At 71.2% G+C, this 20,668-nt stretch carries 18 protein-coding genes and 3 pseudogenes; 9 read left to right on the top strand and 12 right to left on the bottom strand.

All coding sequences use genetic code 11. From position 1 onward, the window contains the following. Positions 1-57: 57 nt before the first annotated feature. From trxA to dnaK, 6 genes are read right to left on the bottom strand one after another with little or no spacing between them, the layout of a single operon-like run. The gene (gene trxA / locus OG819_RS37010; protein ID WP_266653468.1) at positions 58-516 is read right to left on the bottom strand and encodes a thioredoxin; all 459 of its coding nucleotides are present in this window, start codon (positions 514-516) and stop codon (positions 58-60) included. Then, positions 513-3,155 carry an ATP-dependent chaperone ClpB gene (gene clpB / locus OG819_RS37005; RefSeq protein ID WP_266653466.1) on the bottom strand — a complete coding sequence of 881 codons (2,643 nt, stop codon included), beginning with the start codon at positions 3,153-3,155 and terminating at the stop codon, positions 513-515. The genes trxA and clpB overlap by 4 nt, the downstream gene beginning before the upstream one ends. Then, complete coding sequence (locus tag OG819_RS37000; protein WP_266633447.1) at positions 3,146-3,541, bottom strand: chaperone modulator CbpM; 396 nt, start codon at positions 3,539-3,541, stop codon at positions 3,146-3,148. The genes clpB and OG819_RS37000 overlap by 10 nt, the downstream gene beginning before the upstream one ends. Beyond that, positions 3,538-4,509, bottom strand: coding sequence for a J domain-containing protein (locus tag OG819_RS36995; protein WP_266653464.1), 972 nt, complete (start codon positions 4,507-4,509; stop codon positions 3,538-3,540). Before OG819_RS36995 ends, OG819_RS37000 begins: the two co-directional genes overlap by 4 nt. A gap of 6 nt (positions 4,510-4,515) precedes the next feature. Next, complete coding sequence (locus tag OG819_RS36990; protein WP_266633451.1) at positions 4,516-5,097, bottom strand: nucleotide exchange factor GrpE; 582 nt, start codon at positions 5,095-5,097, stop codon at positions 4,516-4,518. A 9-nt stretch (positions 5,098-5,106) separates the two neighbouring features. Beyond that, the gene (dnaK, locus tag OG819_RS36985; RefSeq protein WP_266653462.1) at positions 5,107-7,011 is read right to left on the bottom strand and encodes a molecular chaperone DnaK; all 1,905 of its coding nucleotides are present in this window, start codon (positions 7,009-7,011) and stop codon (positions 5,107-5,109) included. 388 nt (positions 7,012-7,399) lie between these two features. On the opposite strand from dnaK, the gene OG819_RS36980 reads away from it, so the two are divergent. Next, on the top strand, positions 7,400-9,181 hold the full coding sequence (locus OG819_RS36980; RefSeq protein ID WP_266653460.1) for a helix-turn-helix domain-containing protein: 1,782 nt from the start codon (positions 7,400-7,402) through the stop codon (positions 9,179-9,181). A gap of 66 nt (positions 9,182-9,247) precedes the next feature. On the opposite strand, the gene OG819_RS36975 is transcribed toward OG819_RS36980, so the two are convergent. Together OG819_RS36975 and OG819_RS36970 are read right to left on the bottom strand one after the other, a co-directional pair. After that, positions 9,248-9,868, bottom strand: a complete 621-nt coding sequence (locus OG819_RS36975; protein ID WP_101406829.1) for an L-threonylcarbamoyladenylate synthase — start codon at positions 9,866-9,868, stop codon at positions 9,248-9,250. 111 nt (positions 9,869-9,979) lie between these two features. Next, positions 9,980-10,162, bottom strand: a pseudogene (locus tag OG819_RS36970) (dihydroxy-acid dehydratase); the annotation flags it as partial. Between the two features lie 188 nt (positions 10,163-10,350). Between OG819_RS36970 and OG819_RS36965 the strand changes: the two are divergent. The 6 genes from OG819_RS36965 (at position 10,351) to OG819_RS36940 (ending at position 16,254) form a co-directional block, all read left to right on the top strand. Further along, on the top strand, positions 10,351-11,718 hold the full coding sequence (locus OG819_RS36965) for an IS701 family transposase (protein WP_266647750.1): 1,368 nt from the start codon (positions 10,351-10,353) through the stop codon (positions 11,716-11,718). A gap of 57 nt (positions 11,719-11,775) precedes the next feature. Next, positions 11,776-12,789, top strand: a complete 1,014-nt coding sequence (locus OG819_RS36960; protein ID WP_266633459.1) for a zinc-binding dehydrogenase — start codon at positions 11,776-11,778, stop codon at positions 12,787-12,789. Between the two features lie 93 nt (positions 12,790-12,882). Continuing rightward, positions 12,883-13,122 carry a hypothetical protein gene (locus OG819_RS36955; RefSeq protein WP_266633461.1) on the top strand — a complete coding sequence of 80 codons (240 nt, stop codon included), beginning with the start codon at positions 12,883-12,885 and terminating at the stop codon, positions 13,120-13,122. Next, positions 13,122-13,499, top strand: a complete 378-nt coding sequence (locus tag OG819_RS36950) for a toxin Doc (protein ID WP_266653458.1) — start codon at positions 13,122-13,124, stop codon at positions 13,497-13,499. Before OG819_RS36955 ends, OG819_RS36950 begins: the two co-directional genes overlap by 1 nt. A 261-nt stretch (positions 13,500-13,760) precedes the next feature. Continuing rightward, positions 13,761-14,795: an alcohol dehydrogenase catalytic domain-containing protein gene (locus tag OG819_RS36945; RefSeq protein WP_266633464.1), complete on the top strand. Its 1,035-nt coding sequence runs from the start codon at positions 13,761-13,763 to the stop codon at positions 14,793-14,795. Between the two features lie 415 nt (positions 14,796-15,210). Next, a complete protein-coding gene (locus OG819_RS36940) occupies positions 15,211-16,254 on the top strand; it encodes an NAD(P)-dependent alcohol dehydrogenase (protein WP_266653456.1) in 1,044 nt (347 codons plus the stop codon). A gap of 103 nt (positions 16,255-16,357) precedes the next feature. Here the strand turns inward: OG819_RS36940 and OG819_RS36935 are convergent, their stop codons facing one another. Together OG819_RS36935 and gndA are read right to left on the bottom strand one after the other, a co-directional pair. After that, a complete protein-coding gene (locus tag OG819_RS36935) occupies positions 16,358-16,915 on the bottom strand; it encodes a hypothetical protein (protein WP_266653454.1) in 558 nt (185 codons plus the stop codon). Positions 16,916-16,963: 48 nt separating this feature from the next. Continuing rightward, on the bottom strand, positions 16,964-18,403 hold the full coding sequence (gene gndA / locus OG819_RS36930) for an NADP-dependent phosphogluconate dehydrogenase (RefSeq protein ID WP_266633470.1): 1,440 nt from the start codon (positions 18,401-18,403) through the stop codon (positions 16,964-16,966). 271 nt (positions 18,404-18,674) lie between these two features. On the opposite strand from gndA, the pseudogene OG819_RS36925 reads away from it, so the two are divergent. Both OG819_RS36925 and OG819_RS36920 read left to right on the top strand, forming a co-directional pair. Then, positions 18,675-18,958: pseudogene (locus OG819_RS36925) on the top strand (LLM class F420-dependent oxidoreductase); the annotation flags it as partial. A 75-nt stretch (positions 18,959-19,033) separates the two neighbouring features. Beyond that, positions 19,034-19,450, top strand: a complete 417-nt coding sequence (locus tag OG819_RS36920) for a hypothetical protein (RefSeq protein ID WP_266653452.1) — start codon at positions 19,034-19,036, stop codon at positions 19,448-19,450. Between the two features lie 263 nt (positions 19,451-19,713). Here OG819_RS36920 and OG819_RS36915 read toward each other — a convergent pair. Continuing rightward, positions 19,714-19,854, bottom strand: a pseudogene (locus OG819_RS36915) (CsbD family protein); the annotation flags it as partial. 143 nt (positions 19,855-19,997) lie between these two features. Beyond that, positions 19,998-20,636 carry an NUDIX hydrolase gene (locus tag OG819_RS36910; protein WP_266633474.1) on the bottom strand — a complete coding sequence of 213 codons (639 nt, stop codon included), beginning with the start codon at positions 20,634-20,636 and terminating at the stop codon, positions 19,998-20,000. Positions 20,637-20,668: the final 32 nt, after the last annotated feature.

The raw sequence follows: 20,668 nt of genomic DNA, 5'->3' as shown, positions 1-20,668 counted from the left end.
CGACGCGCCCTCAGGCCAGGCGGAGCCTGAGGTGCGTCCAGCTACGGGCGGCGGGGATCAGTGGCGGGCGGCCAGGGTCTCCTCCACCCACTGCCTCAGCGCCGGCGCGGGCGCCGCTCCCGTCTTGCGTGCGATCACCTCTCCCTTGTCGAGCAGCAGCAGCGTCGGCACGGCCTGCACCTGGAACCGCTGGGCGAGCCGCGGACTCCGGTCGATGTCGACCTTGACCAGCTTGACCCGCCCGGCGAGTTCGTGGGCGACCTGCTCGAGCGCGGGGCTGACCATCCGGCAGGGCCCGCACCAGGTGGCCCACAGGTCGACGACGACGCACGGCTTCGCCTGCTCGGCGACCTCCCCGAAGTCCGCGTCGCCGGCGTCGGTGATCCACGCGAGCGGGGACTTGCAGTTCCCGCAGCGCGGCGTGCCCTGGGCCGCCGTGGGCACCCGGTTCTTGCGGCCGCAGTGGTCGCAGACGACCGTCGTGCTCGTGCTCGTACTCGTGGTCACCGCACTCACGCGGCTCTCCGCACGTCCGGTGCGGCCCGTTCGCCGTAGGTGACGACCAGTTCGCCGTTCTGGGCGTCGACGCGGATCGTCGAGCCGTCCTGCACATCACCGCGGATCAGCGCCCGGCCGACCATCGTCTCGACCTCGTGCGAGACGTACCGGCGCAGTGGCCGGGCTCCGTACACGGGATCGAAGCCCTGCTTGGCGATGAGTTCGCGGGCGGAGTCGGTGAGCTCGACGGCGATCTGCCGTTCGGCCAGCCGCCGGCGCAGGTCGTTGAACTGCAGCTCCACGATCCGCTCGATCTGGGTCATGCCCAGCGGCTTGAACAGCACGATGTCATCGACGCGGTTGAGGAACTCGGGCCGGAAGTGGCGCTGCAGGTCGCCCATCACCAGCGCCCGCGCGTCGGACTTGATCTCGCCGTCGGCGCTCACCCCGTCCAGCAGGTGGGCGGAGCCGATGTTGGACGTCATGATGATCACGGTGTTGCGGAAGTCGACGGTGCGGCCCTGGGAGTCGGTGACGCGGCCGTCGTCGAGGACCTGCAGCAGGATGTTGAAGACGTCGGGGTGGGCCTTCTCGATCTCGTCGAACAGGACCACGGAGTACGGCTTGCGGCGCACCGCCTCGGTGAGCTGGCCGCCCTCCTCGTAGCCGACGTATCCGGGAGGCGCTCCCACCAGCCTGCTGACGGTGTGCCGTTCCTGGTACTCGCTCATGTCCAGGCGGACGATGCTCTCCTCGGAGTCGAACAGCGCCGCGGCGAGCGCCTTGGCCAGCTCGGTCTTTCCGACCCCGGTGGGGCCGAGGAAGATGAACGAGCCGATCGGCCGGCGCGGGTCCCGGATCCCGGAGCGGGCCCGGATGATCGCGTCGGTGACCAGCTTGACCGCCTCGTCCTGGCCGATCACCCGCTCGGTGAGGATCTCGTCGAGGCGCAGCAGCTTCTCGCGCTCGCCCTCCTGGAGGCGGGTGACCGGGATGCCGGTCCAGGCCGCGACGATCTCCGCGATCTCGTCCTCGGTGACGACCTCGCGCAGCAGCCGGTTCTCGCCCTGCTTGGCGGCCAGCGCCTCCTCCTCGGCCGTGAGACGGCGTTCGAGTTCGGTGAGCCTGCCGTAGCGCAGTTCGGCGGCCCGGTTGAGGTCGTAGTTGCGCTCGGCCTCCTCGGCGTCCTGCCGGACCTGCTCCAGCTCCTGGCGCAGCTCCTGCACACGGCGGATGGCCTGGCGTTCGGCCTCCCACTGGGCGTGCATCGCGTCGGACTCGGCGCGCAGGTCGGCCAGTTCGCGGCGCAGCTCATCGAGTCGCTTCTTGCTGGCGGCGTCGGTCTCCTTGGCGAGCGCCGCGTCCTCGATCTCCAGACGGGTCACCCGGCGGGTGATCTCGTCCAGTTCGGCGGGCATGGAGTCGATCTCGGTACGCAGCCGCGCGCACGCCTCGTCGACCAGGTCGATGGCCTTGTCCGGCAGGAACCGGTCGGAGATGTAGCGGTGGCTGAGGGTCGCCGCCGCGACCAGCGCGGTGTCCTGGATCTTCACACCGTGGAAGACCTCCAGGCGCTCGCGCAGTCCGCGCAGGATGGAGATGGTGTCCTCCACGCTCGGCTCGTCCACCAGGACCTGCTGGAAGCGGCGTTCGAGGGCCGCGTCGGACTCGACGTACTTGCGGTACTCGTCGAGGGTGGTGGCGCCGATCATGTGCAGCTCGCCGCGCGCGAGCATCGGCTTGAGCATGTTCCCGGCGTCCATTGCGCCCTCGGCACCGCCGCCCGCGCCGACGACCGTGTGCAGTTCGTCGATGAAGAGCAGGATGCGCCCCTCGCCCGCCTTGACCTCGCTCAGTACGGCCTGCAGCCGTTCCTCGAACTCGCCGCGGTACTTGGCGCCCGCCACCAGCGAACTCATGTCGAGCGAGAAGATCGTTCGGTCGCGCAGCCCGTCGGGGACGTCACCCCGCACGATGCGCTGGGCGAGTCCCTCCACGATGGCGGTCTTGCCGACGCCCGGGTCACCGATGAGGACGGGGTTGTTCTTCGTCTTGCGGCTCAGGATCTGGATGACCCGACGGATCTCCGCGTCCCGGCCGATCACCGGGTCCATCCGGCCGCCGCGTGCCTCGGCGACCAGATCACGGCCGTACTTCTCCAGCGCCTCGTACGCCGCTTCGGGCGTCGCCGAGGTGACGCGCTGGTTGCCGCGGATGCGGGTCAGCGCGGACAGGAACCCGTCCTTGGTGATGCCGTACTCCTTGAGCAGCCGGCCGGAGGCCGTGCGGGACCCCTCGTCGGCGAGTGCCAGCACCAGGTGCTCGACGGACACGTACTCGTCCTTGAGCCGCTTGGCCTCCTGTTCGGCCAAGTCCAGTACCTTCGCGAGCCGTTGAGTGACGTACACCTGCCCGGGGGTGGCACCGGGGCCCGTCACCTTCGGCCTGCGGGCCAACTCCTCGTTCAGTGCGGTGCGCAGGCCTCGGGTGTCGGCGCCCGCCTGGTCGATCAGCCGCGGTATCAGGCCGTCCGGCTGGTCGAGCAGGGCGAGGAGCAGATGCTCGCCGTCGACCTCGGTCTGGTGCAGCCGGCCGGCGATGGTCTGCGCTTCCTGCAGCGCCTCCTGGGACTTCTGGGTGAGCCGGTTCATATCCACGATTCATCACTCCTGGAGCCGGCGTTGCTGCGCCTCAGAGCGTCCTCCAGCTCACTGATCCGGTCGAGCAGATCCAGCACCAGACCCAGGGAGGCGTAGTTGAGGGGGAGCGCGGCGCGTAGTCGTTGGATGCGGGCGAGGATGGCGGGAGCGGACGGCTCGAACCACAGCCGCCCGGTGGCGTCCCGGGTGGCGTCGACGAGACCGAGGGCGACGAACCGGCGTACGAGATCCGGATGGAGACCGGAACGGGTGGCGACGGCGTCGAGACCAAGCCGATGGGGCGGCCCGAGCGGCGCGGCGCGGACCACGATGTTCAGGGTCGGCCGGGGTACTGGGGTGGCGGTACGGCGGTGCGCACCACCGGGACGGGGGGCGGTGGTCATCGGGGCCTCCTCGGGTCGAAGGCGGACACGGCGGCCAGCTCCTCGAAGAGCTCACGCTCGCGGGCGGCCGGCTCGGGCGGCACCATGACGCGGACCTCCGCGTACAGGTCGCCGTCCTTGCCGCGCGGGTTGGGCATGCCCTCGCCGCGCAGCCGCAGCCGCCGGCCGCTGGAGGAGCCAGCGGGGACGGTGACCTTTGCCGTGCCGCCGGGGGTGGGCACCGGCACGGTCGCGCCGAGTGCCGCCTCCCACGGCGTCACCGGGAGGATGACGTGGATGTCGCGGCCCTCCAGCCGGAACCGCCCGTCGGGCTTGATCCGCACCCGCAGATACAGGTCGCCCGCCGGGGCGTCGGCGCTGCCCCTGCCGCCTTCTCCGGCCAGCCGGATGCGCTGCCCGTCCACCACACCGCGCGGGATGTTGACGTCGTAGGTGCGCTGCCCGTCGGGGCCGCCCAGGGTGATGCCGCGCTTGCCGCCCCGGTACGCCTCCTCGACGGAGAGCTGGATCTCGGCCTCCTGGTCGGCGCCCGGCACCGGCCCCCAACCGCCTCCACCACGGCCCGCGCCGCGTCCGAAGACCCCGCCGAACAGGTCCTCGAAGTCGATGCCGGAGCCGTCGAAGTCGGCGCCGTCGGCCGTACGGTGGCGCACCCGGGTTCGGGCGCCTCCAGCCCCACCGACGCCTGCACTCCAGCCGCCCCGGGCACCCGCCGCCGCGGCCACCCGCTGGTCGTAGTCCTGCGGGATCTGCCGGAAGTTCTCACCGAAGCGGTCGTAGCGCGGCCGGGTCTCGGGGTCGGACAGCACGCTGTACGCGTCGTTGATCTCCTTGAAGCGCTCCTCGGCCCCCGGGTCCTTGTTGATGTCGGGGTGGTGTTTGCGTGCCAGCTTGCGGAAGGCCTGCTGGATCTCCTCCGCGCTCGCGGTGCGCGGCACCCCGAGCACGTCGTAGTAGTCGCGTGCCATGGGGCGTCACTCCTGCCGCTTGCTGACCATGACGAAGGCGGGGCGCAACTGCTTCCCGTCCGCCCCGTAGCCCGGGCTCACCACCTGGGCCACGGTGTTCGGCTCGGCGTCGGGGGTGTCGACGACCCCGACGACCTCGTGCAGGGTCGGGTCGAAGGGCACCCCGACCTCCTCGTAGCGGGGATAGCCGAGACCGCGCAGCACCTCGACCGCCTGGTCGCGTACGGCTTCGATGCCCTTCAGCACGGCGGAGGGGTCGGAGTCGGAGTGGGCCAGCGCCCGTTCCAGGTTGTCGAGGACGGGCAGCCAGGCCCCGGCGGTGCGGGCGCGCTCCTCGGCCCGCACGCGTTCCAGTTCCTTCGCGTGACGCTTGCGGAGGTTGTCCAGGTCGGCGAGCGCGCGGCGCCAGCGGTCGCGCATCTCGTCGAGGGCGGCCGCCTGCTCGTCCGCCTCCGGCATGTGCGCGGACGAGGGGTCCGTGCCCGCCCGCTGCTGCGAGGAGGGCGGGTTCGCGCCCGGCCGCTCCGTCGGCGAACGGGTCTCGCCCGGCTGCTCCGGGGGCGTCATCGGCTGCTGCTCGGTGGCCATGACCGCTCCTCAGCTCTTGTCGAATTCCGCGTCGATCACGTCGTCGTCGGATGCCGCCGAGGCGCCCGCTGTTTCCTCCGTCCCGGTTCCGGCGCCGGCCCGGGCCTGTGCGGCCGCGCCCGCCTGGTACTGGGCGAGCGACGCCAGCACCTGCTGCAGCTCGGAGGTCAGCGGCCTGGCCTTGTCCGGCGAGGCCTCCTGCTGGACCGCCTCACGGGCATCGGCGACGAGCATGTCCGCCCGGGCCCGCTCGTGCGAGGGCACCGCTTCACCCAGCTCGTTCAGCCGGCGGTCCACCTGGTAGGCCACGGCGTCCAGTTCGTTGCGGGCGTCCACGGCGTCGCGCAGCGCCTGGTCCTCGCCGCGGTGCTGCTCGGCCTCCTGGACCATCCGCTCCACCTCGCGCTGGTCGAGGTTGGAGCCCTCGCTGATGGTGATGGTCTGTTCCTTGCCGGTGTCCTTGTCCCGTGCGGTGACGTTCAGGATCCCGTTGGCGTCGATGTCGAAGACGACCTCGACCTGCGGCTCGCCGCGCGGTGCCGGGCGGATGTCCTTGAGCTGGAAGCGGCCGAGGACCCGGTTGTCGGCGGCCATCTCGCGCTCCCCCTGCAGCACGACGACGTCCACGGCCTCCTGGTTGTCCTCCGCGGTGGAGAAGGTCTCCGAGCGGCGGACCGGGATCGTGGTGTTCCGGTCGATGACCTTCGTCATCACACCGCCGCGGGTCTCCACGCCCAGCGACAGCGGGGTCACGTCGAGCAGCAGGACGTCCTTGACCTCGCCCTTGAGCACGCCCGCCTGGATCGCGGCGCCCAGCGCCACGACCTCGTCGGGGTTGACGCTCATGTTCGGGTCCTTGCCACCGGTGAGCCGGCGGACCACGCTCTGCACGGCCGGGATGCGCGTCGAGCCACCCACGAGGATGACCTCGTCGATGTCGTTCGCGCTGACCTTGGCGTCGGCCATCGCCTGCTTGACCGGTTCCATGGTCCGCTCGACCAGGTCGGCGGTGATCTTCTCGAACGTGGACCGCATGATCGTCTCGGTCAGGTGCTTGGGGCCGGCGGCGTCCGCGGTGATGAACGGCAGGCTGACCTGCGTCTGCGTGACCGAGCTCAGCTCCGTCTTGGCCTTCTCCGCGGCTTCGAACAGCCGTTGCAGCGCCTGCGGGTCCTTGCGCAGGTCGATCCCGTTCTCCTTCTGGAAGCCGTCCGCGAGCAGGTCGACGAGGCGACGGTCGAAGTCGTCGCCGCCGAGGTGGCTGTCGCCCGCGGTCGAGCGCACTTCCACGACCCCGTCACCGACGTCAAGGATGCTCACGTCGAAGGTGCCGCCGCCGAGGTCGAAGACGAGCACCGTCTCGTGCTGCTTCTTGTCCATGCCGTACGCCAGCGCCGCCGCCGTCGGCTCGTTGATGATCCGCAGTACTTCGAGCCCCGCGATGCGCCCGGCGTCCTTGGTCGCCTGGCGCTGGGCGTCGTTGAAGTACGCGGGCACGGTGATGACGGCCTCGGTGACCTTCTCGCCCAGCTGCTTGCCGGCGTCGTCGGCGAGCTTGCGCAGCACCAGCGCGCTGATCTCCTCCGGCGCGTACAGCTTGTCGCGCACCTTGAAGCGCGCGACTCCGCCCTCGCCCTCGACGACGTCGTACGCCACCGCCTTGGCCTCGTCGGATATCTCGTCGAAGTGGCGGCCGATGAACCGCTTGGCCGAGTAGATGGTGCCCTTGGGATTGAGGATCGCCTGACGCCTGGCGAGCTGGCCCACCAGCCGTTCGCCGCTGTCGGTGAAGGCGACGATGGAGGGCGTGGTACGTGAGCCCTCGGCATTGGGTATGACGGTCGCTTCACCACCCTCCCATACGGCGATCACCGAGTTGGTGGTGCCCAGGTCGATTCCGACTGCCTTGCCCATGAGGAACTCCTTCGCCTGCCACCCCCGGCGTCCGCCCGTCTCCGGTGGCGGCGGTTGTCTTCAGGTGAGGTCGCGTGTCCGCGGGCGTCGGCGGGCGGACATGGGTCGTGGGTTCCGTCCTAGCCAGGGTGTGACGGGACGAAGGACGACGCCTGCTCCCGGCAGGGCGAAATCCGGCCCCTCTTCTCCACCTGGGAGTGCAGGAGACCGCCGCGGGACGGGCGCGCCCCTACAGGCCCGGCGGGGGTCGTGCCTTCCGCTCGCCCGGCGCGGGCCTCGCCTTCCGTTCGCCCGGCACGGGGAGCCGACCCGGCTCCCGGGCGGCGTTCCGCCGCACGCGTGACCCGTGCGATAAGCGATGAAAAGCCGCGAAAGCTAATATTGCGGCATGCCTGGCATGGCCGACGACGCGACCGGTGCGGCGCACCAGAGCGGCGCACCACGCGGCCTCGGCAGCCGGGCGCCGACCACTGCCCTGGCCGGCTGGGGACGCAAGCAGTCGGCGAGCCTGTACGACGTGTTCGTGCTGGCCGTGGCCATGCTCGACGGCCGTCCGGTGGACGAGATCCTCCAGCTGGCCATGGACGAGGTGCCCCGCCTCCTCGACTGCCGGCCCGAGGGCTGCTACATGCTCAGGAACGGCCGCTTCGAGCTCGAGGCCACGCCGAGCACACGGACCCTGGGCGGCCGGGCACCGCGCGATCTGCCCGACCCGGTCGAACAGCTGACCTCGCTGGGCGGGGAGGACGGCGCCGTCCGCTTCCGGGAGGGCGGCTGGGGCTGGGCGGTGGGCCTGCGCAGCTCAGGCGGCCTGCTCGGCTACCTGCTGGTCAGCGCGGGGAAACCGCCTCCCGACGAGGACCGCTTCCTCGTCTACGCCCTTGCCCAGCCGACCGGCGCCGCGCTCTACAACGCCGAGGCCCGCAGCCGTGACCGCGAGTACGCCCGGCAGCTGTTCCGGGCGATCGAGGAGCGGGACGCGGTCAACGAACGGCTCACCGCGCTGGTGGCCGAACTGGAGGGGCAGCGCACCGTGCACGACGTCCTCGCCCGGACCTCCGTCACCGACGAGGGGGAGCACGGCATCGCAGCCGCCGTGTACGAGCTGACCGGCCTCGCCACCCGTGTCGAGGACCGCTTCGGAAACCTCCTGGCCCAGGCGGGGCCGGTGCCGCCCGAGTCCGACACCAAGCCCGATCCGCTCCGGCGCGAGCAGCTCATGCATGACGCGATGCGCGAGCTGGGCCCGATCCGCCACGAGGGACGCCTCATCGGACTGGCCCGCCATCACGGTGAGGTACTCGGCATCATCGCGCTCATCGACCCCGACGGCACGGCGGGCGGGGCCGACATGTTCGCCCTCGAACACGCGTGCACGGCACTGTCTTTGGAACTGGCCCACCGCCGCAGTCTGGCGGAGGCCGAACTGCGGCTGCGCCGGGAACTCGTGGACGACCTGCTCACCGGTGCCGACGACGGCGGCGCGTACGCCAGGGCCGAGGCCGTCGGCCATGACCTGCACGGACCGCACCACGTCACGGTCGCACAGTGGTGGGCAACGGCCGCCGACGACCGCTTCCTTGGAGCGGTGGGACGTGCCGCGCAGGCGCTGGGCCTGCGGTCGCTGCTGGCCCGGCGAGGGGACATGGCGGTGCTCGTGGTCCGGGGCGAGCCGCGCGACTCGGGTCTGTACGAGGCGCTCTCCGACGAAGTGGGCTCCACGCGTGGCGCGGTGGGCATCGGCAGCCTGTGCGAGGCGGTGGCCGACATCCCGCGCTCCTTCGACCAGGCCGTCCGCGCACTCGCCGTACGCCGCCAGTCCCACCCCCCGGATGGCACCACGACCTGCGAGGAACTCGGCCTCTACCGCATCCTGGCCCGGGACAAGGACGCGGGGGACGTCACCGACTTCGTCCGCGAATGGCTGGGCGCGCTCCTCGACTACGACGACGCCCACGGCACCGACCTGGTGCACACCCTCACCCGGTACTTCGACCACGGCGGCAACTACGACGAGACGGCACAGGCCCTCGCCGTGCACCGCAGCACACTCCGCTACCGGTTGCAGCGCATCAGAGAGGTCAGTGGCCGTCGGCTCGACGAGGTGGACAGCCGCTTCAACCTCCAGGTCGCCACCCGGATCTGGAAAGTCAGCGGTCCCGCATGGTGACCGGCTGGCTCGCCCGCCACGATCTTCGAGGCCATCGGCGCCCGCGCCACCGCGGGTTCATCCCGCTCACTCGAACCGGGAGGGATCGCCCGCCCCTCGCCGTACGATCTCGGGCTCGCCCTGCGAGAAGTCGATGACGGTCGTCGGCTCGACACCGCAGTCGCCGGAGTCGAGGACCGCGTCCACCACGTGGTCGAGTTCCTCCTTGATCTCCCAGCCCTGGGTCAGCGGCTTCTCCTGATCGGGCAGGAGCAGGGTGCTCGACAGCAGCGGCTCACCGAGTTCGGCGAGGAGCGCCCGGGCGACGACATGGTCGGGAATCCGGACGCCGACCGTCTTCTTCTTCGGGTGCAGCAGCCTGCGTGGTGCCTCCTTCGTCGCCGGGAGGATGAAGGTGTAACTACCCGGAGTCGACGCCTTGATCGCGCGGAACACCGCGTTGTCCAGGCGTACGAAGTGGGCCAGCTGCGCGAAGTCCTGGCACATCAGGGTGAAGTGGTGCCGGTCGTCGAGTCGGCGGATCGAGCGGATCCGGTCGAGTCCGTCCCGGTTGCCCAGCTGAGCCCCGAGGGCGAAGCAGGAGTCGGTCGGATAGGCGACGAGCCCCCCGCCACGGATGATCTCCGCCACCTGGCTGAGAGTGCGCTGCTGGGGGTTCTCGGGGTGCACGTCGAAATACTTGGCCATGCGCCGAGCTTAGAGCGGCGGCGCCCGGGACCTGTCCATCCGACCCGTGGTCATTCGTTCGGCCGGCTCGCGGGCCGGCCCCGACACGCGGCGTCGGGATCAGTGGGACTCGCTCTCGGCGACCTCGTTCAGATGCGCGTTGCACGGTGTCAGATCGGAGGCGGTGTTGGCGATCGCGATGTGCGGGCGGCCGTCGAAGGCGTGCGCGGGCAGTCCTCTGCGCATCCAGGCGCGGTGAATGTAGGCGTTCCGGTCGGTGCCCGCGTACCACTGCGCGCTGCGCGGCTCGCGCATCGTCCACCTCTTCCAGCCATCGGAATTCTGATCCGGACCGTGGAATTTCGTCACCGTAACCGAGATCCTGTGGGCCGAGAACTCGAACACGGCAGCTGTAGTTCGTGAGGCGTGAGGCATCGCCGCTGGCCAGCGTGGTGGGTGGGGTGCCTGCGGCAGGGGTACGGCCACCGGCATCGTGATCTTGTGTGACGAAGAATCAAGAAGCGGTGGCCGCGCAGGCCACGGTAGTACACGCCGGGTGGGACGGGTTGTTCGAGGGGTTGATGGGCCGGTTCGCGAGCTGCTTCCCGCGCCGGGAGACCCGGCTGACCTGCCGGAACATGGTCTCTGGGCTGCTGATGGTCAAGGAATCGGCGAACTGCTGGTCGTTGGCCGAGGCGATCGGCCACAGCGGTCCGCATGTCCTGCAGCACTTCTTGTCGAGGGCCCGCTTCGACACCGAGGCAGTCCGCCGGTCGGTCGCGGCCTGGACGGTGGAGCAACTCGGCGAGAGGGAGGTGATGTTGGTGGTGGACGAGACGGGCGATGAGAAGTCGTCCCTCGACGCGGTCGGCGCGGCCCGGCAGTACTCCGGGGCGCTGGGCGGGATCGGGCTGTGCCAGGTCGCGGTACACCTCTCCTACGTGAGTGCCGAGGGGCACGCGCTGGTCGACCGTCGGCTGTACCTGGGCGAGGCATGGGCGGCGGACGACGAGCGCCGTGAGCTGGTCGGGGTGCCCGACGAGAGGGTGTTCGCCACCAAGCCGCAACTGGCCGGCGACATGCTGGAGGACGCCCACGCCTCGGGGGTGCACACCGCGTGGGTGGCCGCCGACGAGGTCTACGGTGGACGGGAGTTGCGTGCGCGGATCCGTGCGCTGGGCTACGGCTACGCGATCGCGGTACCCACCAGCCACCGGGTCACCACCCCGGGCGCCGGGAAGAAGAAGGTCACCGCGCTGCTGGAGCGGGTGCCGAAGCGGGCCTGGATGCGGCTGAGGACCGGCCATGGCACCAAGGCCGAGCGGCTCTACGACTGGGCGATGATCGACGTGAACCCCGACGATGCGCCGCCCGGACAGGCCGCCGGGCACAGCCAGGTCCTGGTCCGACGCCACCGCCGCACCGGCACCCTTTCCTTCTACCGGACCTGGCACCCCGACCCGCAGCCGATATCGGTGCTGGTCAGCGCGGTCTGCCGCAGGTGGCGGGTCGAGGAGGACTTCCAGGGAGCCAAGGGCCTGGCCCACCTCGACACCGGCCAGGTCACCTGCTGGACGTCCTGGCACCGCTGGAGCCTCATGTCAATGATCGCCTACGCACTTCTGGCCGTCGGCGCCCTCCACGAGCGGCAACGCGCCCACCCCGCCAACTCCGACGACGAGTTGGCCATGGTGCCCGTCAGCCCGCGCGAACTCCTCGCGCTATTGCGGGTCTTCGCCCTGCCAAGGCCCCGCCAGGACACCGATCCGGCACACGCCCTGCGCTGGTCGAACTGGCGTCGCCGACACCAGCATCGCGCGACGGCCTGCCACCGCCGCTGGAACAACGTCACAGCAGTGGCCATCGCATGACAGGAACCTCACGAGTCACGAACTACAGCTGCCGTGTCGAAGGGACACCCGAACCGCATGCGAGCCTTCGTTGTCACCGGCCCGGGCCGGACCTCCGTCGAGGACGTCGAAGCCCCGGCTCCCGCGGCGGGCCAGGTGATCGTCGACGTCGAACGCGCGGGAGTGTGCGGCACCGACATGGAGTTCTTCAGCGGTGACATGGCCTATCTGCGCCAGGGGCACGCGCGCTACCCGATCCGCATCGGTCACGAGTGGTGCGGCACGGTGTCCGCGCTCGGCCCGGGCGTCGACTCCCGCTGGCTCGGGCGGCGCGTGACCGGCGACACGATGCTCGGCTGTGGACGCTGTCGGCGCTGCTCGGCGGGCCGCCACCACGTGTGCGAGGACCGCTTCGAGGTGGGGATCAGGGGCGGCTGGCACGGCGCGCTGGCGGAGCGACTCGCCGTCCCCGCGAGCGCCCTGCACGCCCTCCCGGACGGTGTGGACGCGATGGCCGGGGCGATGGCCGAACCCGGTGGCAACGCCCTGCGGGCCGTCGAGAGCGCCGAACTGGCCCCGGGGGCAAGGTTGTTGATCCTCGGGCCCGGCACGATCGGCCTGCTCGCGGCCCGGTTCGCCCTGGCTCGCGGCGCCGAGGTCCACGTGATGGGCGTGACCAGGTCCTCCTTGGCCTTCGCCCGCACACTCGGTGTCCACGGAGCGTGGACGGCCGAGGAGTTGCCGCACCTGCCCTGGGACGGAGTGATCGACGCGACGAACGCGCCGGACCTGCCGGCGCGGGCGGTCGAACTGGTCGAACCGGGCGGCCGCGTGGTCTACATCGGTCTGGCCGCCGTTCCCAGCACCGTCGACACCCGCGCCCTCGTCCTCAAGGACGTCACGGCCGTCGGCATCCTCAGTGCCTCCGCGGGACTCGCCCGGGCCATCGAGGAGTACGCGACGGGCACGGTGGACCCCAGGCCGCTGGTGGCGGCCACCGTCACCCTGGGCGCACTCGGCGCCGTCCTGGCCGGGGCCCGCCCCGACGGCGCGGGCCTCGGACCCAAGATTCACGTCGACCCGCGGTACTGACGCGTGCGATGCGGTTGCGGGCGCCTCCCGCAGTGTCCCCGCGGCCGTTCCTGAAGCCTCGCGCCCCTGGTACCAACCAGGTACCATCGGTGTATGCCATCACTGAACGTGACCTTCACCGAAGAGGAGCTGGAGGGCGTGCGCGCGGCCGCCGCGGCCGACGGCAAGAGCCTCAAGCAGTATCTGCACGACCTCGGTGTCCGGGAGATGCAGCGCAGGCAGTTCGTCGCCGGCGCCACCGCCTGGGCCGACCGCCTGCGCGGCGAGTTCGACGACGCGTTCCCCGACGAGGTGCCGCCCGCCGAGCGCCGGGACGCGTCCGCGGCCGCCTGATGCACCTGACCATCGATGTCGCCTGGCTGCTCGACGTCCAGGAGGCCGCCCTCGCCCGCGAGGACATGTCCGTGTCGGACTACTCCGCGCTCGTGGCGGCCGTCGCCCGGCACAAGACCAAGCTCCCCACGCTCGCCGCGGCCGACCCGGACCCGGCCTGGCGCGCGGCCGCGCTGATGCACACCATCGTGCGCCTGGAGCCGCTGCCGCACCGCAACAGCCTGTTCGCCGCGTTCGTCGCCGCCCAGTACATGGACCAGTCGAGCGAGGGCATCGACCCGCCCTACGGAGCCCTGTCCGACCTCGTCCGCAAGATCCGCGACACCCGAGTCGGCGTCCCCGCCGTCGCCGACCAGCTGCGCTCCTGGAAGGTCTGACCCGCGAGGGGCCGTATTCGCGTACGGCTTCCCCATCCGCGTACGGCGTTCTCGCGGCGGGACCGGTGAAGCCTGTCATCGCAGGCAGGCGCGAGAGTGCGGGCCCCGATAGGGAGACCCATACTTTTCGGACGGCCGGAATATCCCTTCGACGGAAAGGGGTAGTCGCCTGGATTCCCGGTTGTTCCGCACCGGACGCGGCGCTGTCGCCGCTTTCGACGCTTTGTGAGCAAGTACAGGACGACTCGATCGGAAAGACTCATGCGAGCAACTCTGATTTACGGTGCCGGTGACGTGCGCGTGGAGGAAGTTCCCGACCCGAGGATCCAGCGGCCCACGGACGCGGTCGTACGCGTACTGCGGGCGTGCATCTGCGGCAGCGACCTGTGGCCCTACGCGTCGCGTCCGCCCTCCGAGCAGGGCGACCGCATCGGCCACGAGTTCCTGGGTGTCGTCGAGGACATCGGCGCGGAGGTGTCCGGACTGAAGACCGGAGACCTGGTGGTGGCCCCCTTCGTCTGGTCGGACAACACCTGCGACTTCTGCCGTGAGGGCCTGCACACCTCGTGCCGGCACGGTGGTTTCTGGGCCGCGGAAGGAGTGGACGGCGGCCAGGGCGAGGCGGTGCGGGTGCCGCAGGCCCAGGGCACACTGGTGAAGCTGTCCGTCGGGGAGGACTCCGCCCTGCTGCCGTCGCTGCTGACCCTGTCGGACGTGTTCTGCACCGGCCACCACTCCGCGGTGACGGCGGGCGTCACCCCCCGTACGACCGTGACGGTGGTCGGTGACGGTGCGGTCGGGCTGTCGGCGGTGCTGTCCGCCAAGCGGCTCGGTGCCGAGCGGATCATCCTGATGGGGCGGCACAAGGACCGCACCGATCTCGGCCGCCACTTCGGTGCCACCGACATCGTCGCCGAACGCGGTGAGGAGGGCATCGAGCACGTCCGCGAGCTGACCGGCGGCGACGGTACGCACACGGTGCTGGAGTGCGTCGGTACGCTGCCCGCGCTGGAGATGTCGCTGGGCGTGGTCCGCGCGGGCGGCACGATCAGCCGGGTGGGCGCCCCGCAGTACGACCAGGTGCCGCTGGGCTTCCAGGAGTTCATGAACAACATCACCCTCACCGGCGGTGTGGCTCCGGCCCGCGCCTACATCGAGGAACTCCTCCCCGACATCATGGAGGGGAAGATCGAACCCGGGCGCGTCTTCGACCGCACGGTGAGCGTCGAGGAGGTACCCGACGGCTATCGGGCGATGGCCGCCCGTGAGGCGCTGAAGGTGCTCGTCCAGCCCTGACCGCGGCGCTGACCGCCCCCGCCCGTGCGAGGGGAGGCCCCGGGACCTGCGCGACAGCACCGCGGGGAGCTGTGCCGCACCCCTGAACACGCTCCCCTGCACACCACGTTCTGCCGGGATGCGGGCCGGGCGAGCAGGCAGGATGCTCGTTGAAGAGCCCATTTCCCGGGAGCATCCCAGGTCCGTCCCTGTCACTCCGGCCCGGCGACCTGTCGGCGATCCCCCCGGGGTCAGGCCCTCTCAAGTCCCATGCCGCGGCGCTGACTGCGGCGCTGCTGGACAACGTCCCGGCCGAGCGGGCGGGCTCCACGACGAGGCGACTGGTGCCACGCAGGGGAGCGGTCGGCCAGGGCCTGACTTCGGCAGCCACCCGGCTGCCGATGACCCCCTCAAGTGCACCCCCCACTGGAGAACCGTGCTTACCGTCCCCGCACACGCCGCCACCTCGGCGACCGAACCGCTCGCGCCGACCACCGTCGAGCGCCGTGACGTCGGCCCGCACGACGTCCTCATCGACATCAAGTACTGCGGCATCTGCCACTCCGACATCCACAACGTCCGCAGCGAGTGGGGGCCGGCGACCTACCCCCTGGTCCCCGGCCACGAGATCGCCGGCATCGTCACCCAGCTCGGCTCCGAAGTCACCCGGCACGCCGTGGGCGACCGGGTCGGCGTCGGCTGCGTGGTCAACTCCTGCCGTGAGTGCGTGCCCTGCCTGCGGGGCGAGGAGCAGTGCTGCCTCAAGGGCAATACCCTCACCTACGGCTCGATCGACGCCGACGACACCCTGACCCAGGGCGGCTACTCCACCCATGTCGTGGTCAACGACGACTTCGTCGTCACCGTCCCCGAGGGCCTCGGCCTCGACGAGGCCGCCCCGCTGCTGTGCGCGGGCATCACCACGTACTCCCCGCTGCGCCGCTGGGGCGCGGGCCCCGGCAAGAAGGTCGCCGTCATCGGCCTCGGCGGACTCGGCCATATGGCCGTCAAGATCGCGCACGCGATGGGCGCCGAGGTCACCGTCCTGTCGCAGTCGCTGAAGAAGATGGACGACGGCCTGCGTCTGGGCGCCCAGCACTACTACGCCACCAGCGACCCGGCCACCTTCGAGCAGCTCGCCGGCACCTTCGACGTCGTTCTCAACACGGTCAGCGCCAAGCTCGACCTCGACGCCTACCTCGGCCTGCTCGCCGTGGGCGGTGCGATGGTCAACGTCGGCGCTCCCGCGGAGCCGCTGTCGCTGAACGTGTTCTCGCTGATCATGCAGGGCCGGGTGTACGCGGGTTCGCTGATCGGCGGCATCCGCGAGACCCAGGAGATGCTCGACTTCTGCGCCGAGCACAGCATCGGCGCCGAGGTCGAGATCATCCCCGCCGAGAAGATCAACGAGGCGTACGAGCGCGTCCTGGCCTCGGACGTGCGCTACCGCTTCGTGATCGACACCGCGACCCTGGCCTGACCCACCGCGGCACCGTCCGCCCGAGACCACCCCGTACGAGACGCGCCCCGAGCTCTCGTACGGGGTGCTGCCGCACCCGTGCCGAGGTCACCCGAGGGGCACTTCAGGAAAGCCGCCCGCCCGCCGCGGGCCGACCGGCCCCGCCTGGTCGCCTACGACGTCCCACCCGGCACCCGGCGATCATCCGCATGGTGCGGCTGACCACGTGCGCGGGGTTGGGCCGCAGGCTCTCCAGCAACAGCTCGACACCGGGATCCACCGAGGCACGGGGATCCACCGAGGCACGGGGATCCACGGAGCCGCCGGGCGCCGTGGACAGCTCCGGGACGGTGCGCGAGGTCGCGCAGATGCTCGCGCCCGGGCCCCTCAAGCGGAGTGCGGCCGTGAGGGCGTCGACGACGGCCTCGGCGCGCCCCGGGTAGTGGCGGCGGCGCTCGCGGTGCTCGGCCTGGTGATGTTCCTGAGCGCCCCGCCCACCGCGCCGGAACCGCGAGGGCCTCCTCAACACCTGCCGCCGGCTCGGCGGTGCCCTGGCCGTCGCGGTCTTCGGCGCGCTGGTCGCGGGGAGGGCGGGCTTCTTGCACGGCCCGCGCGTCAGCCCCCTGATGGCCGCGGCACTGCTGCTGACCACGGCCCTGGTCAGCCTGCTGCTGAGGCCCACCACACGGAAGTGACGCGCGCGCCGCGTCCCGCGCCGCCCGAGTCCTTGTCAGGCGGTGGTTTCGGGGCGGTCCGGCTGGGACCAGTGGGTGTGGAAGGAGCCCTCCCGGTCGGTGCGCCGGTAGGTGTGGGCGCCGAAGTAGTCGCGCTGCCCCTGGAGGAGGGCGGCGGGCAGGCGGTCGGCGCGCAGGGTGTCGTAGTGCGCGAGCGCGGCGGAGAACGCGGGGACGGGGATGCCGCGCCGGGCGGCGGAGGCGACGATCTCCCGCCAGGGCACCTGGGCGTCGCTGATCTCCTGGGCGAAACCGTCCTCGGCGAGCAGGCTGACGAGGTCCGGGTCGGTGGCGTACGCGGCGCGGATACGGTCGAGGAAGGAGGCGCGGATGATGCAGCCACCGCGCCAGATCCGGGCGACCGCGCCGAGGTCGATCTTCCAGCCGTACTCGGCGGCGGCGTCCAGGATCATCTTCCAGCCCTGGTCGTAGGCGATGACCTTCGAGGCGTACAGGGCGTGTTCGACCTGGGCGGTGAAGCGTGTGGCCTCGGTGGGGCTGAGCGGGGGAGTGGTGCCGCCGGGCAGCCCTCGGTAGGCGGCGCGCAGGTCGCTCTGGCCGGAGGCGGCGCGGGCGAAGGTGGCCTGGGCGATGGCGGTGACCGGGGAGGCCAGGTCGAGGGCGGTCTGTACGGTCCAGCGGCCGGTGCCCTTCTGCCCGGCGGCGTCGTCGACGATGTCGACGAACGCGCCGCCGGTCTGCGGGTCGGTGTGGGCGAGGACCTCGGCGGTGATCTCGACCAGATAGGAGCCGAGGCGGCCCTCGTTCCAGCTGCGGAAGACGTCGGCGATCTCGGCGGGGCTGTAGCCGGCGACCTGACGCAGCAGGTCGTAGGCCTCGGCGATGAGCTGCATGTCGGCGTATTCGATGCCGTTGTGGACCATCTTGACGAAGTGTCCGGCGCCGTCGGTACCGATGTGGGTGGCGCAGGGTTCGCCGTCGACCTTGGCGCTGATGCTCTCGAACATCGGGCCGAGCACGGCGTACGACTCCGTCGAGCCGCCGGGCATGATGCTCGGCCCGTTGAGCGCGCCCTCCTCGCCGCCGGAGATGCCCGCGCCGACGAAGTGCAGGCCGCGTTCGCGCAGCGCGGCCTCACGGCGGCGGGTGTCGGCGAAGTGGGCGTTGCCGCCGTCGATGATCATGTCGCCGTTTTCCAGGAGCGGGGCGAACTCGTCGATGACGGCGTCGGTGGCCGCACCGGCCTGCACCATGATCATGAGGCGGCGGGGCCGGGCGAGCGCGGCCACGAACTCCTCGGCCGTCTCGGCCGGGACGAAGGAGCCCTCGTGGCCGAACTCCTCTACCAGCGCGCGGGTGCGGCCGGCCGAGCGGTTGTGGACGGCGACGGTGTAACCGTTCCGGGCGAAGTTACGGGCCAGGTTGCGGCCCATCACTCCGAGGCCGGTGACGCCGATGGAAGCGGATGCGTTCATGAGGCTGCCTGTTCTTCGAATGTCGGCCATGTCAGGGGCGGGCGACCCCGTGACCATGGGTACGGGCCGACGGCCCGGTCTTCTCGATGCCGAGGCGGCCAATCTTGATCAGGTTCCCGCAGGTCGCCGTCGAGACGCGGTCCACGCGGCCGCGACGCGCACGGCGTCCAGCGGTGGGATGTTTCGGATCATGGGTATGGGTAATGCGAAGAATATGGCGCATATCGGCTACGCGGTGATGACCGAGCAGACCGGCCCCCGTGACCTTGTCGCGGTGGCCCGCGCGCACGAACAGTTCCGCTGTGCTCTCGGCGGCCGGCCCGTCAGCGCCGAACCGTCAACGCAGAACTGCCGGTCCCCTCGGGTTTCGACGGCGCTACCCAGTACGTCACGCCGGAGGACACCGCCGAGGCCATCCCGCGCGGCGACGACGTCGACACATTCGTGGAGGCGGGCGTCGCCGAGATCGTCCTGGTGCGGGTGGGCGGCGACCAGCAACTTCCGTTCATCGCCTGGGCCGAGAAGGCACCGCTGCCCGCCCTGTGCGAACTCTGACGACAACGCGATCCGCACGCGGTTCGGCCCCGCACCGCCGGTGCCGGGCACGACCAGGAGACGTGAGAGGACATCATGAACAGCACCGCGCACGACACTTCGTCATCCGTCGACCCGACCGATCGGCGGGCCTCTTCCCCGGAGCTGGTGCAGGTCGTCCTGGACACCTGCTCCGTCGCGGACGCGGACACCGTGTTGCGCGTCCTGGGTACGCGCTTCGCTCCGGAGAGCGGCGACGAGACGCCACGGCACGACAGCACCGTCCCGTCCGACACCTGGACCGGAGCCTTCCTCGTCGGGCGAGACGCGCGCGACGCGGCGCTCCCGCCGGAAAGCTCCCTGAACGGCTCCGTCACCGTGGAGCTCCAAGGCGGCCCCGTGGCGGTGGACCGGCTGCGGGAGACCCTCACGTCGGCCTTCGACGTCCAGGTGTCCGGATCCGCCTCCGGCGACCAGGAGGTCGATCTACGGCTTCGGCTGACGAACGCGTAGGGCTCCCTGAGCCATGCGACTCGAGGGGCGTGTGGCAGGGCGGAGCAGGCCCGCCACGCGCCGATCCGGCGGACGCGAACGGGAGGTGACGTCCCCGGCACGGTCGCCCGGCGGCCCCGGCCGGGAGGGCGGCCCCGGCCGGGAGGCCGGAACGCCGCTCATCGCCGTGCGCGGACCGAGCGGCACGGTCCGTACACCCACGGCGCTAAGGACCGTGCCCCAGGGCGCTGACGACCGTACCCGGGACGCCCGGACCGTCATCCTCAGTGCTTGGTCCGATGGCGGATCTGGCCCGCGGCCCTTTCGGTCATCGCCTGGGCCTTGCCGCGCAGCTGCTCGCCGCGGCCCGCCCTCTGCATGGATTTGTCGCCCAGGGCTTTGCCGAGGGTCTCCCTCATCTTGCCCCTGAGCTTCCTCTCGAGGCCGCCGACGAGTGCGGTGCGGCGACATGCCTTTCTTCACCGTGTGGCCCGGAGGTGGACACCGCAAACCGGAGGGTGCGATTTCACCGTTCGGGTCCGCTTCTGCCGGTTCGCCACAGAAGAGCTCATCGCGCTGCCCTCACATACCGGCGCACCACGTCCGGCAGGTAATCCGCATACCGGCCGAGCCCGGTCACCTGCGCCGCGGAGCGCACGCTCGTGAGCCGGTCCAGCTCCGGGCCGGGCTCCTGCGCGGCGGACGAGGCCACCAGGGCCGCGTGGCTCTCGTGTACGAGGGCCACCGGCAGGCGAGGCGCGAGGAAGTGGACACCGACGTTCCCGGTGTTTCCCCGGGTGACGCCCCACAGGGTCAGGTCCTCGGGCTCCACGTCGATTCCGGTCTCCTCGGCCAGCTCTCGGGCGGCGTGCCGCCCCAGCGCGGACAGATCGAGGGTGGCACCCGCCTCCGGCGGCTCGGCCACCCCGCCCGGCAACTGCCAGCGGCCGGGAGCCGACGTGGTTGCCGACTCCCGGCCCACGACCAGTTCCCCGTCGTCCGTCGGCTGCAGGACGGTCACGAACACGGACCCTGGCGTCCACGCGTTGACGCCCCGGATCCCGCGAAGCGCCCGATAGCGGTACGTCGCCCTCGCCCACGAGAGGACCAGCTCCCGCTCCTGCCGTTCCCACCCCACGCAGGCAACCATCGGCCCGTCGAAGAGATACGGATTCCCGGACACCGCCTCTTCCCAGGCGCGGTCCATGGCAAGCCGTTCCTCGGGCGACACCCATGGGG

The organism is Streptomyces sp. NBC_01549 (assembly GCF_026339955.1).
Classification (GTDB): Bacteria; Actinomycetota; Actinomycetes; order Streptomycetales; family Streptomycetaceae; genus Streptomyces.
Note: the sequence above shows the minus strand (reverse complement) of the source record. Positions and strands in the feature narration are given on the sequence as shown.

What these genes read in the sequence shown, in the direction of transcription:
- OG819_RS36910 (WP_266633474.1), bottom strand. Translation starts at nt 20,636, where the DNA reads ATGGACCGCGCCTGGGAAGAGGCGGTGTCCGGGAATCCGTATCTCTTC.
- OG819_RS36975 (WP_101406829.1), bottom strand. Translation starts at nt 9,868, where the DNA reads ATGGCCAAGTATTTCGACGTGCACCCCGAGAACCCCCAGCAGCGCACT.
- OG819_RS36945 (WP_266633464.1), top strand. Translation starts at nt 13,761, where the DNA reads ATGCGAGCAACTCTGATTTACGGTGCCGGTGACGTGCGCGTGGAGGAA.
- OG819_RS36950 (WP_266653458.1), top strand. Translation starts at nt 13,122, where the DNA reads ATGCACCTGACCATCGATGTCGCCTGGCTGCTCGACGTCCAGGAGGCC.
- OG819_RS36955 (WP_266633461.1), top strand. Translation starts at nt 12,883, where the DNA reads ATGCCATCACTGAACGTGACCTTCACCGAAGAGGAGCTGGAGGGCGTG.
- OG819_RS36960 (WP_266633459.1), top strand. Translation starts at nt 11,776, where the DNA reads ATGCGAGCCTTCGTTGTCACCGGCCCGGGCCGGACCTCCGTCGAGGAC.
- OG819_RS36995 (WP_266653464.1), bottom strand. Translation starts at nt 4,509, where the DNA reads ATGGCACGCGACTACTACGACGTGCTCGGGGTGCCGCGCACCGCGAGC.
- dnaK (WP_266653462.1), bottom strand. Translation starts at nt 7,011, where the DNA reads ATGGGCAAGGCAGTCGGAATCGACCTGGGCACCACCAACTCGGTGATC.
- OG819_RS36990 (WP_266633451.1), bottom strand. Translation starts at nt 5,097, where the DNA reads ATGGCCACCGAGCAGCAGCCGATGACGCCCCCGGAGCAGCCGGGCGAG.
- OG819_RS36920 (WP_266653452.1), top strand. Translation starts at nt 19,034, where the DNA reads ATGAACAGCACCGCGCACGACACTTCGTCATCCGTCGACCCGACCGAT.
- OG819_RS36980 (WP_266653460.1), top strand. Translation starts at nt 7,400, where the DNA reads ATGCCTGGCATGGCCGACGACGCGACCGGTGCGGCGCACCAGAGCGGC.
- gndA (WP_266633470.1), bottom strand. Translation starts at nt 18,403, where the DNA reads ATGAACGCATCCGCTTCCATCGGCGTCACCGGCCTCGGAGTGATGGGC.
- OG819_RS37000 (WP_266633447.1), bottom strand. Translation starts at nt 3,541, where the DNA reads ATGACCACCGCCCCCCGTCCCGGTGGTGCGCACCGCCGTACCGCCACC.